Here is a 12,661-nt window from a genome sequence, read left to right on the forward strand (position 1 = left end):
TGTCTATTCGTTCTTGTCCAGCCTTTTGACGACGTCTGCCCACTTCACGATATCGGCGCGCAGAAATTTGTCGAAAGCCTCCGGCGTCATTGTCATCGGCGCCGCGCCTTGCTCGGCCCAGAGCTTCTCGACCTCGGGCCGCCTGACCGCTGCATTCACGGCGGTGTTGAGTTTCTCGACGATCGGCTTCGGCGTACCCGCTGGTGCCATCAGGCCGAGCCAGATCGTCGCCTCGTAACCGGAAACGCCTGCCTCGACGACCGTTGGAACATTTGATAGCACCGCGGAACGGGTCTTGCCGGTTGTTGCCAGCGCGCGGACCTGGTTTTCGGCAACGTTTGGTGCCATCGCCGGAACGGCGTCGATCATCATCTGAACCTGGCCGCCGATGACGCCGGCGCGGGCCTCGCCGCTGTTGCGGTAGGGCACATGCACGATGTTGATCCCGGCCATGGCTTTGAACAACTCGCCCGCCATGTGATACGGCGTGCCCTGACCCGACGAGGCGTAGTTCAGCTTTCCGGGTTCCGCCTTTGCAAGGGTGATGAATTCCTGCAGCGTCTTGGCCGGAACGGCGGGGTGGACCACGATCACCAGATCCGAAGTGTTCAGCGATGCGATCGGCGTCAGGTCGCGCATCAGCTCATATTTGCGCTGAGGCACCAGCGTTTCATTTGCGGTCTGGGTGTTCGACATCATCAGCAGGGTGTAGCCATCGGCCGGCGCCTTCGCGACCTCGAGCGTGCCGATCACGCCGCCGGCGCCGGTGCGGTTCTCCACCACGAAGGGCTGGCCGAGGTTTTCCTGCAGGATGCTGCCGATCTGGCGCGCAACGACGTCTGCCGGACCGCCCGGACCAAAGGGAACGATGATCCTGACCGGTCGCGCAGGGTAGTCCTCGGCGTCGGCATGCGAGCCCGATATCGACACGGTCAGCAATGCCGCGACACACATCAAGGCGTACCGAAAGCCCGCCATTGATCGTCTCCCCCAACTTTAGTCTTCTTTCTTGACGAGAAGTCTAGCTGCAACCTGAAGCATCTGTCGACGACAGACATCGTCTTCGCGCATCGGAATAAGGGCGGGAGGGTGGTGTACTCAAACTTCGCCATCGCGTGCGGGGAATCAAATGAGGAAACATCCTGGGCTATCGCGCCGCGATTGGCTGAAGGGCACCGGTGCCGTGCTGGCAGGGACCGCCCTTTCAACACGCGTGATGGCCGCCGCGCCACCCGCGGAACCGGTGACGCCGACCTTGATCGCGGCCGCTAAGAAGGAAGGGCAGGTCGTCTATTACACCTCGACCGATCTGCCGGTCGCCGAGAAGCTGGCAAGAGCGTTCGAAGCGAAATATCCCGATATCACCGTGCGTGTCGAACGCACCGGCGCAGAGCGTGTGTTCCAGCGGGTCGGCCAGGAATATTCCAGCAACATTCACGTGGTCGACGTCGTCAACTCCTCGGACGCCGCGCATTTCATCGTGTGGAAGCGCGACGGCATTCTGGCGCCCTATGTGCCGGAGGAGGTCGCGAAATACTATCCGGAGGAGCATCGCGATGCGGACGGTCAGTTCGCAAGCTTCCGGGTCTGGCTGTCGATCATCGCCTACAACACCACTCTCGTGAAGGCCGAGGAGGCGCCGAAGAGCTTTGCCGATCTGCTCGATCCGAAATGGAAGGGCAAGATCGTGAAGGGGCATCCCGGCTATAGCGGCACCATCATGACCGCGACCTATCAGATGCAGCGCGATCTCGGCTGGAGCTTCTTCGAGAAGCTCGCCAAGCAGAACATCATGCAGGTGCAGTCCTCGACTGATCCACCGAAGAAGCTCGACCTCGGCGAGCGCGCGGTCATGGCCGACGGCAACGAGTACAACATCTTTCAGTTGAAGGAGATGGGCCGCCCGGTCGAGCCGGTCTACGCCAGCGAAGGATCGCCGATCATTGTCGGTCCCAACGGGATCTTCAAGGACTGCCCGCATCCCAATGCGGCAAGGCTGTTTCAGTCGTTCGCGCTCGGGCGCGAGGGGCAGCAGCTCAACGTCGAGATCGGCGGCCTCAGGTCTGTCCACGCGCAGGCCCAGGAGAAGGCCGGCCGCAGGCCGCTAAAGGACATCAAGACGATGAAGGACGATCCCGCAGCAGTGGAGCGGGAAGGGGAATCGATCAAATCGCATTACACCCGCATCTTCCGCGTTTGACTGATGACTCAGGCCGACGGCCGAGCATTTGGGCGTTTAACGCATGGCATATGCTCGGTTTTCGCCCGGACTGGGTCAATAATGCCCCTCGGCGGAGAGGGCGTTTGATGTTACCAATTTGGCATGAACCAGCATGCCAAGGTCGCCATCCGCCATTCCACCTGCCCGCACGACTGCCCCTCGGCATGTGCACTCGACGTCGAGGTGATCGAAGGACGTTCGATCGGCAGGGTCCGGGGCTCGAAACAGCAGACCTATACCGCCGGCGTCGTCTGCGCCAAGGTCGCGCGTTACGCCGAGCGCATTCATCACGCCGAGCGGCTGATGTATCCGATGCGCCGGACCGGCCCGAAGGGCTCCGGCCAGTTCGCGCGGATTTCCTGGGACGAGGCGCTGGACGAGATCGCGGCGCGGTTCGAGGCAGCCGAACGGGAATTCGGCGCCGAGTCGGTCTGGCCTTACTATTACGCCGGCACCATGGGGCTCGTGATGCGCGACGGCCTCAACCGGCTGTCGCATGTGAAGAAGTATTCGCGCTTCTATGGCACGATTTGCTCGACCATCGCGCGCATCGGCTTCGCCGCCGGAACGGGCAAGATCGCCGGCGTCGATCCGCGCGAGATGGGCGTCTCCGACCTCGTCGTAATCTGGGGCACCAATCCGGTGAACACCCAGGTCAACGTGATGACGCATGCGTCGCGCGCACGGAAGGAGCGCGGCGCCAAGATCGCGGCGGTCGACGTCTACAACAACGAGACCATGAAGCAGGCCGATATCAAGATCCTGCTGCGGCCGGGTACCGACGGCGCCTTCGCCTGCGCCGTGATGCACGTGCTGTTCCGCGACGCCTTTGCCGATCGCGATTATCTCGCGCGCTACACCGATTGCCCCGACGAGCTGGAAGCGCATCTGAAGACGCGCACGCCGGAATGGGCATCGGCGATCTCGGGCGTACCGGTCGAGGAGATCGAGGCGTTCGCGCGGCTGGTCGGGACGACCAAGCGCTCCTTCTTCCGTCTCGGTTACGGGTTCACCCGCAGCCGCAATGGCGCCGCGCAGATGCACGCCGCGCTGTGCATCCCGGCGGTGACCGGCGCCTGGCAATATGAGGGCGGCGGCGCGTTCTTCAACAATGCCGGCATCTGGCGCTTCGACGAATCGATCATCGAAGGCCACGACGCGATCGATCCCTCGACGCGGGTGCTCGACCAGTCGCAGATCGGCCGCATCCTGACCGGCGATGCCGAGGCACTGAAGGGCGGCGGGCCGGTCAAGGCGATGCTGATCCAGAACACCAATCCGATGACGGTCGCGCCCGAGCAGGCGCTGGTGCAGCAGGGATTTGCCCGCGAGGATCTGTTCGTCGCGGTGCATGAGCAGTTCATGACCGAGACGGCGCAGATGGCCGACATCGTGCTGCCGGCAACGATGTTCATGGAGCACGACGACCTCTATTACGGCGGCGGTCATCAGCACATCTCGGTCGGCCCGAAGCTGATCGATCCGCCCGGCGAATGCCGCTCGAACCACGAGGTGCTGCAGGGACTCGGCCGCAGGCTCAATGCGGTGCATCCCGGTTTCGACATGACGCCGCGCCAACTGATCGATGCGACGCTGAAGAAGAGCGGGCACGGCGATATCGAAAAGCTCGAGGCGGATATCTGGCGCGATCTGCAGCCGGATTTCCGGACTTCGCATTATCTCGACGGCTTTGCTCACGCCGACAAGAAATTCCACTTCAAGGTCGATTGGGGCAGGGTTCCGGTCGGCGCGGGCGGGCTGATGGGCGCGTGGGACAAGATGCCCTCGCTGCCCGATCACTGGACCATCATCGAGGAGGCGGACGCGCAGCATCCGTTCCGGCTCGCGACGTCGCCGTCGCGCAGCTTCCTCAACACCAGCTTCAACGAAACGCCGTCGTCGCAGGCCCGCGAGGGCGCGCCGACCGTGATGATCCACCCTGACGATGCGGCCGGCCTGTCGATCGCCGATGGCGATGCGGTGACGCTCGGCAACATGCGCGGCGAGACCACGCTGACGGCAAAACTGTTCGATGGCGTTCGCCGCGGCGTGCTGATCGCCGAGTCGATCCATCCGAACAAGTCCCATATCGGCGGGCGCGGCATCAACATGCTGACCGGTGCGGAGGCCGTCGCGCCGCTCGGCGGCGCCGCATTCCACGACAACAAGGTCTGGATCAGGAAGGCGTCCGCCGCATAATCCTGCTTGCAGTCGGCGCCGATCCTGCCGCAAATGTCGGCGGGCAACGGCACACAGGCAAGAAAACAGGCAGGAAACATGACCGACAACAGCGTTCTTCTCGAAAAGCGCGGGCAGGCGTTCTGGATCACCATCAACCGCCCGGACAAGCGCAACGCGCTCAATGCCGGCGTCATCGCCGGCATCGCGAAGGGCTATCGCGAGGCGCATGACGACAAGGACGTGCGCGTCATCGTGCTGACCGGTGCGGGCGACAAGGCGTTCTGCGCCGGCGCCGATCTGCAGAACAGCGGCGCGGCGTTCTCGATGGATTTCTCGCGACCCAATGTCGACTATGCCGATTTGCTGCGGCTGTCGCAGAACGCGACCAAGCCCGCGATCGCGCGGGTCGGGGGCGTCTGCATGGCCGGCGGCATGGGGCTGTTGTGCATGACCGACATGGCGGTCGCCGCCGATGGTGTGATCTTCGGCCTGCCGGAGGTGAAGGTCGGCGTGTTTCCGATGCAGGTTCTGAGCCTGCTGCAGTCGATCGCCCCGCCGCGCCTGGTCAACGAATGGGCGCTGACCGGCGAGCCGTTCGATGCCAAGGCCGCACAGGCCGCGGGTCTTCTCAACTACGTGGTGCCGGCGGCCGAGCTCGATGCCAAGGTCGATTGGCTGATCGGCCGCATCGTCGACAAGTCGCCGACCGCGATCCGCCGCGGCAAATACGCGATGCGGGCGATCGCGTCGATGTCGTTCGACGAAAGCATCGCCTACACCGAAAGCCAGATCGCGCTGCTGGCGATGACCGAGGACGCCAAGGAAGGCCTCAAGGCCTTCGGCGAGAAGCGCAAGCCGACCTGGACCGGACGCTGAGGCATCGCTGTGCCGCTTCACCTCGCTGCATATGGCCGCTCAGGGTGATGGAATTGGCTTGCACAGTGTCATCACCCGCGCATGCGGGTGATCCAGTATTCCAGAGACGGTTGTGCTTGAGCCGATAGGCCGCGGCGTACTGGGTCGCCCGGTCCATGTGCGCAATTGCGCACAGGCCGGGCGACGACAACAGTGGATCAGGACAAAGCTTAACGTCCTCTCAGGCGCGCAGTATCAAAATATCGAAAACAACCCCATGCACAGTAGCCGGGCGGCTGCCGCCGTTCGATACGGCGACTTGACACGTCGGGCAACTCGGCGGCACAATTCCATTATTCCGAAATCGCGCAAGCGCACCTCGCCCCGGGGAGAACGGGGTGAGGGAGCGCGATGCCCATCGCCCGCTAGCCCGCGTTTGCCTTCAGGCCGGCAGCTTCGATGCCGGCCACGGCGCAGATCTCGTCATTGTCCGAGGTGTCGCCGCTGACGCCGACGGCGCCGAGCAGGGTCGCACCGTCCATGATCAGCACGCCGCCGGGGACCGGCACCAGCCGGCCCTGCGCCAGCGTGTTCACGCTGTCGATGAAATAGGCCTGCTCCTGCGCGCGCTGGAACAGCGCCCGCGATCCCATTCCGAGCGCCAGCGCGCCATAGGCCTTGCCGTGGGCGATCTCGGCCCGCATCAGGCTGGTGCCGTCCTGCGCCGCCGTCACCTTCACCGCGCCGCGCGCGTCGAGGATGGTGACCACCAGCGGCTTCAGCTTCTTCTCGACGCCCTTGGCGAGCGCGGCATCCAGAATCTTGCGGGCAATCTCGAGAGTGAGCTCAGCCATGGGTCTTTTCCTTTGTCGGTAACACTTGGTCAGAATTCGATGTCGCACGTTTCAGGCTTATCGCCAATACGCTGGCGACATGCAGTGGCGTGCGTCCGCTGCCGTCCTTGATCTGGTGCCGGCACGAGGTGCCGTCGGCCACGATCAGCGTGTCCTGATCCGCGCTGCGAACCGCGGGCAGCAGCGACAGCTCGGCCATCTCGATCGAGGCCTGATAGGTGTCCGCGCCATAGCCGAACGCGCCGGCCATGCCGCAGCAGCTCGACTCAATGGTCTTGACGTCGAGGCCCGGCACCAGCCGCAGCACCTTCTCCACCGGTTTGAACGCGCCGAAGGATTTTTGATGACAATGACCGTGCACCACGGCCTTGCCGGCGACGGCGCCGAGCGGCAAGGTCAGTCGTCCGGCTTCCGCTTCTCGCACCAAAAATTCCTCGAACAGCAAAGCGTGCGCGCTGACGGTCCTGGCGGCCTCATCCGAACGCAGCGACAGCAGCTCGTCGCGCAACGTTAGCAGGCAGCTCGGCTCGAGGCCAATGATCGGCACGCCACGGGCGGCGAACGGCGTGTAGGTCGCAACCAGCCGGTCGAGCTCGGCACGCGCCTGCTCGACCAGTCCCGCCGACAGGAACGTTCGCCCACAGCACGGTGCGCGGCCGCCGTCCGACGCTCTGGGCAGATGCACTCGATAGCCGCCGGCGACCAGCACCTCGATCGCCGCGTCGAGATTCTCCCGCTCGTAGCCACGATTGAAGGTGTCGGCGAACAGCACCACTTCGCGGCCACCCACGGGACCCAGCACATCGGCCTCGGGGCGGAACGTATCGCGGCGAAACGCCGGCAGCGCGCGCTTGGCGCTGATGCCGGCGAGCTTCTCGAACAATGCACGCAGCAGCGGGCTCTTGTTGCGCCAGTTCGCGAGCGGCGCGAAGCGCGAGGCCAGATCGACATAGCGCGGCAGATAGCCGACCAGCCGGTCGCGCAGCGACAGGCCGTGCGACGCGGCACGGGCCGCCAGCACCTCGATCTTCATCTTGGCCATGTCGACGCCGGTCGGGCATTCGTGGCGGCAGGCCTTGCAGGACACGCAGAGTTTCAGCGTCTCCATCATCTCGTCGGAGGCGAGTGCGTCCGGCCCGAGCTGGCCCGAGATCGCCAGCCGCAGCGTGTTGGCGCGGCCGCGGGTGACGTCCTTCTCGTTGCGCGTCGCCCGATAGGACGGGCACATCACGCCGCCTTCGAGCTTGCGGCAGGCGCCGTTGTTGTTGCACATCTCGACCGCGCCCTGGAAACCGCCGCCGGCGCCGGGATAGGCCGACCAGTCCAGCACGGTCTTCAATTCGCCGACGCGATAGTCCGGCGAGAAACGGAACAGCGAGCGGTCGTCCATCCTGGGGGGATCGACGATCTTGCCCGGGTTGAGCGTATTGGCCGGATCGAAGCGCTGCTTGACCTCGCGGAAATCGGCCACGATCCGCGCGCCGAACATGGTCTCGTGGAATTCCGAGCGCACCAGGCCGTCGCCGTGCTCGCCGGAATGCGAGCCCTTGTACTCGCGCACCATTGCGAAGGCTTCCTCGGCAATGGCGCGCATTGCCTTGACGTCCTTCTCGAGCTTGAGATTGAGCACCGGGCGCACATGCAGGCAGCCTTCCGAGGCATGGGCATACATCGTGCCGCGGGTGCCGTGCCTGGCAAAGACGGCATTGAGCCGCTCGGTGTAGTCGGCAAGGTGTGGCAGCGGCACCGCGCAATCCTCGACGAACGAGACCGGCTTACCCTCCTGCTTCATCGACATCATGACGTTGAGCCCGGCGGCGCGGAAATCGGCAATGCCGGTCTGCAACGCGGGCTCTGTTATCTCGACCACACCGCCCCATTTGCGCTGCGGTCTGTCCCAGCCGAAGCCGAGGTCGCCCATCAGCTCGCCGAGCTGCTTCAGGCGCGCGAGGTTGTCGGACTGATCTTCCTCGGCGAACTCGACCACCAGGATCGCGTCCGGATCGCCGCGCACCGCAGCCGAAATGATCGGCTGGAACATCGCGATCTCGCGGCCGAGCGCGATCATGGTGCGGTCGACCAGTTCCACCGCAATCGGCCGCAGCTTGACCAGATGCTGGGCGGCGTCCATCGCCTCGTAGAAGCTGCCGAAATGGCAGACGCCGAGCGCCCTGTTGCGGATCACCGGCCACAGCTTCAGCTCGACCTGGGTCGTGAAGGCGAGCGTGCCTTCCGAACCGACCAGAAGATGCGCCATGTTGTTCGGCGCGTTGCGTGGCACCAGCGCGTCGAGGTTATAGCCGCCGACCCGGCGCTGCACCTTGGGGAATTTGTCCGCGATCTCGGCCGCCTCGCGCTCACCGAGATCGAGCATGTCGCGGAACAGCCTCTCACCGCTGTCGGGAGCGTTGATCCGCGTCAGGTCGCGCGGCACCTCGCCGAAATGCAGCAGCGTGCCGTCGGCGAGCGCCGCATCCATCGACAGTGTGTTGTCGCGCATCGTGCCGTAGCGCAGCGAGCGGCCGCCGCAGGAATTGTTGCCCGCCATGCCGCCGATCGTGGCGCGCGACGCGGTCGAGACGTCGACCGGAAACCACAGCCCGTGCTTCCTGAGCTGACGGTTGAGGTCGTCGAGCACGATGCCGGGCTCGACCACGCAAGTGCGGTTCTCGACGTCGAGCGAGAGGATGCGGTTCAGGTGCTTGGAGAGATCGACCACGATGCCGTCATTGACGGTCTGGCCGCATTGCGACGTGCCGCCGCCGCGCGGGGTCACGATCCGCCCGGCGTCGCGGACGATCGCCAGTGTCCGCAGCGCCTCGTCGATGGAGCGCGGCACCACCACGCCGGCGGGCATGATCTGGTAGAACGAGGCGTCGGTCGCGTAGCGGCCGCGGTTGAAGGCATCGAAGAAGACGTCGCCGGTCAGTTCGGACCGCAGGCGCTGTTCGAGCGAGGAGGCGTTCTTCATCCCAGATCCGATGTGGTCCGCGGCGCAACTCATATTGCCCGAGGATTATTCATTCGATTGAGGAGAGAATTACATTATGAATTCAAAATGAGCAACTAGCTGCCCTGAGGCGCCGCCTCCTGGGCGGTGCCCTCGCGCTCGGCGAGGTTCTCGATGGCGGCGCTCCGCTTGTTGCGCAGATGGGCGAACAGGATGTCGCTGAGCTCGCTGCCGGCACGGCGGCGCAGCGCATCGAGGATCGCCTCGTGCTCGCGCATCGCCTCGGCCCAGCGCTGCCGCTTGCGGGCGAAATTGGCGGAGTAGCGCACGCGGCGGATCCGGCCGGCGAAATTGGCGTAGGTCGTCTTCAGCGTCTCGTTGCGCGCGGCCGCGACGATGCTCTCATGGATCTGCTGGTTGGTTTGGAAATAGCCGTGCATGTCGCGGTGCAGATAGTGGCCGTACATTTCGTAGTGGAGCCGCTCGATCGCGGCGATTTCCTCGTTCGTGATGCTCTCGCAGGCCAGCCGTCCAGCCAGGCTCTCCAGCCCGGCCATGACGTCGAACAATTCCTCGAGGTCGCGCTGGCTGAGCTGGCGCACCCGCGCGCCGCGGTTGGGCAACAGCTCGATCAGGCCTTCGGCGGCCAGCACCTTGAGCGCCTCGCGCAGCGGCGTCCTGGAGATTCCAAGCATCTCGCACAGCTGGCGTTCCGGAACGCGGGAGCCCTCGGGAATGTTGCCTTCCACCACATAGTCGCGGAGCCGCAGCAGGATCTCGCCGTGGAGCGAGACTTCCTGGCGGTCGCTGCCGTTGCCGGCGGCGGGATGGGTGATCGGAACCCCGGTCTCGGGAATCGCAGATTTCATCTTCTGAACAATAATTTGCCGATGCGGCCACGTCGATCTTCACAATCGAATACCAAAATTGGATTGAAAATACAAAAAATGAATGCAAAATGGCTGACGAAGAGGCCGAAATCCGGCGATTGGGAGGTTCTCATGTATCAAGGACGCCATTTCCTGCAGATTCCGGGACCGAGCCCGGTCCCGGATCGCATTCTTCGCGCGATGGACATGCCGGTCATCGACCACCGCAGCGCGGAGTTTGCCGAGCTTGGCCGCACCGTGCTGGAGGGAAGCGCCAAGATCTTCCAGACCGCGGGGCCGGTGGTGATCTTCCCGTCGTCGGGCACCGGCGCCTGGGAAGCCGCGATCGTCAACACGCTGTCGCCCGGCGACAAGGTCCTGATGGTCGAGACCGGCCACTTCGCCACGCTGTGGCGGCAACTCGCCGGCCGGTTCGGCATCGAGGTCGACTTCATTGCCGGCGATTGGCGCCGGGGTGCCGATCCTGCGTTGATCGAAGCAAGGCTTACCGCGGACACCGCGCACAGCATCAAGGCGGTGATGGTCGTCCACAACGAGACCTCGACCGGCGCGACCAGCCGGATCGCCGACATCCGTGCCGCTATCGACCGCACCAACCATCCGGCGCTCCTGATGGTCGACACCATTTCCTCGCTGGGCTCGGTCGATTACCGGCACGACGAGTGGAAGGTCGATGTCAGTGTCAGCTGCTCGCAGAAGGGTTTCATGCTGCCGCCCGGCCTCGGCTTCAATGCGATCTCGGAAAAAGCCCGCGCCGCGTCCCGCAGCAACAAGATGCCGCGCTCCTATTTCGATTGGGAGGAGATGCTGAAGCCGAACGCCAAGGGCTTCTTCCCCTATACGCCGGCGACGAACCTGCTCTACGGGCTGCGCGAGGCGATCGCGATGCTGCTGGAAGAGGGCCTCGACAACGTGTTCGCCCGCCATCGGCGGCTGGCTGCCGCGACGCGCGCCGCCGTCAACCAATGGGGCCTCGAGAATCTCTGCCAGGAGCCGTCGGAGTTCTCGCCGGTGCTGACCGCGGTGTTGATGCCGCCCGGCCATGATGCCGATCAGTTCCGCAAGGCCGTGCTCGACAATTTCAACATGTCGCTCGGGGCCGGCCTGTCGAAGGTCGCCGGCAAGGTGTTCCGCATCGGGCATCTCGGCGAGTGCAACGAGCTGACCTTGCTCGGCGCGCTCACCGGCGTCGAGATGGGGCTGTCGGTCGCCGGCGTGCCGCACCGCGCGGGCGGCGTCGAGGCGGCGATGCGGCTGCTCGAACAGCGCGATCAACGCAACGCGTCGCATCTGAAGGTGGTCGGCACCTAGCAGCCAGCGTCAACAAGTTCAAAAAAAGTCGCAGAGGGAGGGGATATGAGGCTTCGGTTCAAGGCCACCCATGTCGTGTTGGCCATGCTCTGCGTGATGTATTTCATCACCTATGTCGACCGCGTCAACATCGGCACCGCCGCCGGCGAGATCCAGAAGGAGCTTGGTCTCTCCAACACCGAGCTCGGCCTGGTGTTCTCGGCCTTCGCCTATCCGTATCTGCTGTTCCAGGTGATCGGCGGCTGGGTCGGCGATCGCTTCGGGCCGCGCCAGACCTTGTTCTGGTGCGGCATGATCTGGGCCGCGGCCACCATCATGACCGGCTTTGTCCATGGTCTTGCCGCGCTGTTCGTCGCGCGCTTCGCGCTCGGGTTCGGCGAAGGCGCGACATTCCCGACCGCGACGCGCGCCATGCAGTACTGGACGCCTGCCAACCGCCGCGGCTTCGCGCAAGGCCTGACCCACGCCTTTGCACGGCTCGGCAACGCGGTGACCCCGCCGGTGGTCGCACTCCTGATCCTCTGGCTGACATGGCGCGGCGCCTTCGTCGCGCTCGGTATCGTCAGTCTCATCTGGGGCGTCGTGTGGGTCTGGTACTTCCGCAACGAGCCGGGCGACCATGGCTCCATCACCGCAGCCGAGCTCGCGACGTTGCCGCCGCGACCGAAAGGCGAGCGGCCGAAGGTGCCGTGGGGACCGCTGTTGCAGCGGATGTGGCCGGTGACGCTGACCTATTTCTGCTACGGCTGGTGCCTGTGGCTCTACCTCAATTGGCTGCCGCTGTTCTTCAAGAACAACTACAGCCTCGATCTGAAGAACTCGGCGCTGTTCGCATCCGGCGTGTTCTTTGCCGGCGTCGTCGGCGACAGCATCGGCGGCGTCATCTCCGACCGCATCCTCGAACGTACGGGCAATGTGCGGCTGGCGCGGCTCAGCGTCACGATCGTGGGCTTTGCCGGCGCGCTGCTCTCGCTGATGCCAATCCTGTTCGTTCACGACATCACCGTGGTCGCGCTCTGCCTGTCGGCCGGCTTCTTCTGCGCCGAGCTCGTGATCGGCCCGATGTGGTCGATCCCGATGGACATCGCGCCGAAATATTCCGGCACCGCGGCTGGGCTCATGAACACCGGCTCGGCTTTTGCGGCGATCGTCTCGCCGCTGGTTGCCGGCTTCGTCATCGACGCCACCGGCAACTGGTACCTGCCGTTCCTGATGTCGATGGGGCTGCTGTTGCTCGGTGGTTTCTCGGCGTTCCTGATGCACCCCGAGCGGCCGTTCGAGGAGGGTAGCGAGTCGGTGCTGCCCGGGAAGGTGGTGGCCGCCGAATGAGCGGCTGCCGGCCTCGGCGGAGCGCTGTCAGATATGCATGACGGACCCCCGCCGGGCCTAGGACAAACCC

Annotated in this window: 9 protein-coding genes; 5 read left to right on the forward strand and 4 right to left on the reverse strand. The window is 64.7% G+C overall.

Annotated features, from left to right (window positions below; translation table 11 throughout):
• Nucleotides 1-3: 3 nt before the first annotated feature.
• On the reverse strand, nucleotides 4-954 hold the full coding sequence (locus XH92_RS16225) for a tripartite tricarboxylate transporter substrate binding protein (protein ID WP_371818080.1): 951 nt from the start codon (nucleotides 952-954) through the stop codon (nucleotides 4-6).
• A gap of 175 nt (nucleotides 955-1,129) precedes the next feature.
• On the opposite strand from XH92_RS16225, the gene XH92_RS16230 reads away from it, so the two are divergent.
• The 3 genes from XH92_RS16230 to XH92_RS16240 all read left to right on the forward strand — a co-directional run bounded on the left by XH92_RS16230 (nucleotide 1,130) and on the right by XH92_RS16240 (nucleotide 5,278).
• On the forward strand, nucleotides 1,130-2,200 hold the full coding sequence (locus tag XH92_RS16230) for an ABC transporter substrate-binding protein (RefSeq protein WP_194460081.1): 1,071 nt from the start codon (nucleotides 1,130-1,132) through the stop codon (nucleotides 2,198-2,200).
• A 123-nt stretch (nucleotides 2,201-2,323) separates the two neighbouring features.
• Nucleotides 2,324-4,420, forward strand: a complete 2,097-nt coding sequence (locus XH92_RS16235; protein ID WP_194460082.1) for a molybdopterin oxidoreductase family protein — start codon at nucleotides 2,324-2,326, stop codon at nucleotides 4,418-4,420.
• Nucleotides 4,421-4,498: 78 nt separating this feature from the next.
• A complete protein-coding gene (locus tag XH92_RS16240; protein WP_194460083.1) occupies nucleotides 4,499-5,278 on the forward strand; it encodes an enoyl-CoA hydratase/isomerase family protein in 780 nt (259 codons plus the stop codon).
• 404 nt (nucleotides 5,279-5,682) lie between these two features.
• Here the strand turns inward: XH92_RS16240 and XH92_RS16245 are convergent, their stop codons facing one another.
• From XH92_RS16245 to XH92_RS16255, 3 genes are all read right to left on the reverse strand, one after another.
• On the reverse strand, nucleotides 5,683-6,111 hold the full coding sequence (locus XH92_RS16245) for a heme-binding protein (RefSeq protein WP_194460084.1): 429 nt from the start codon (nucleotides 6,109-6,111) through the stop codon (nucleotides 5,683-5,685).
• Nucleotides 6,104-9,082, reverse strand: coding sequence for an FAD-binding and (Fe-S)-binding domain-containing protein (locus tag XH92_RS16250; RefSeq protein WP_194460085.1), 2,979 nt, complete (start codon nucleotides 9,080-9,082; stop codon nucleotides 6,104-6,106). Before XH92_RS16250 ends, XH92_RS16245 begins: the two co-directional genes overlap by 8 nt.
• A 95-nt stretch (nucleotides 9,083-9,177) precedes the next feature.
• Nucleotides 9,178-9,930, reverse strand: a complete 753-nt coding sequence (locus XH92_RS16255; protein ID WP_194460086.1) for a GntR family transcriptional regulator — start codon at nucleotides 9,928-9,930, stop codon at nucleotides 9,178-9,180.
• Between the two features lie 132 nt (nucleotides 9,931-10,062).
• Here XH92_RS16255 and XH92_RS16260 point away from each other — a divergent pair, with 132 nt between their 5' ends.
• The gene (locus XH92_RS16260) at nucleotides 10,063-11,262 is read left to right on the forward strand and encodes an alanine--glyoxylate aminotransferase family protein (RefSeq protein ID WP_194460087.1); all 1,200 of its coding nucleotides are present in this window, start codon (nucleotides 10,063-10,065) and stop codon (nucleotides 11,260-11,262) included.
• A gap of 45 nt (nucleotides 11,263-11,307) precedes the next feature.
• Nucleotides 11,308-12,591, forward strand: a complete 1,284-nt coding sequence (locus XH92_RS16265) for an MFS transporter (RefSeq protein ID WP_194460088.1) — start codon at nucleotides 11,308-11,310, stop codon at nucleotides 12,589-12,591.
• Nucleotides 12,592-12,661: the final 70 nt, after the last annotated feature.

Origin of the sequence: Bradyrhizobium sp. CCBAU 53421 (assembly GCF_015291625.1) — a bacterium.
Lineage (GTDB): Bacteria > Pseudomonadota > Alphaproteobacteria > Rhizobiales > Xanthobacteraceae > Bradyrhizobium.

Coding starts and splice junctions, on each gene's coding strand:
- XH92_RS16245 (WP_194460084.1), bottom strand. CDS start 6,111: ATGGCTGAGCTCACTCTCGAGATTGCCCGCAAGATTCTGGATGCCGCG.
- XH92_RS16225 (WP_371818080.1), bottom strand. CDS start 954: ATGTGTGTCGCGGCATTGCTGACCGTGTCGATATCGGGCTCGCATGCC.
- XH92_RS16240 (WP_194460083.1), top strand. CDS start 4,499: ATGACCGACAACAGCGTTCTTCTCGAAAAGCGCGGGCAGGCGTTCTGG.
- XH92_RS16265 (WP_194460088.1), top strand. CDS start 11,308: ATGAGGCTTCGGTTCAAGGCCACCCATGTCGTGTTGGCCATGCTCTGC.
- XH92_RS16255 (WP_194460086.1), bottom strand. CDS start 9,930: ATGAAATCTGCGATTCCCGAGACCGGGGTTCCGATCACCCATCCCGCC.
- XH92_RS16250 (WP_194460085.1), bottom strand. CDS start 9,082: ATGAAGAACGCCTCCTCGCTCGAACAGCGCCTGCGGTCCGAACTGACC.
- XH92_RS16235 (WP_194460082.1), top strand. CDS start 2,324: ATGAACCAGCATGCCAAGGTCGCCATCCGCCATTCCACCTGCCCGCAC.
- XH92_RS16230 (WP_194460081.1), top strand. CDS start 1,130: ATGAGGAAACATCCTGGGCTATCGCGCCGCGATTGGCTGAAGGGCACC.
- XH92_RS16260 (WP_194460087.1), top strand. CDS start 10,063: ATGTATCAAGGACGCCATTTCCTGCAGATTCCGGGACCGAGCCCGGTC.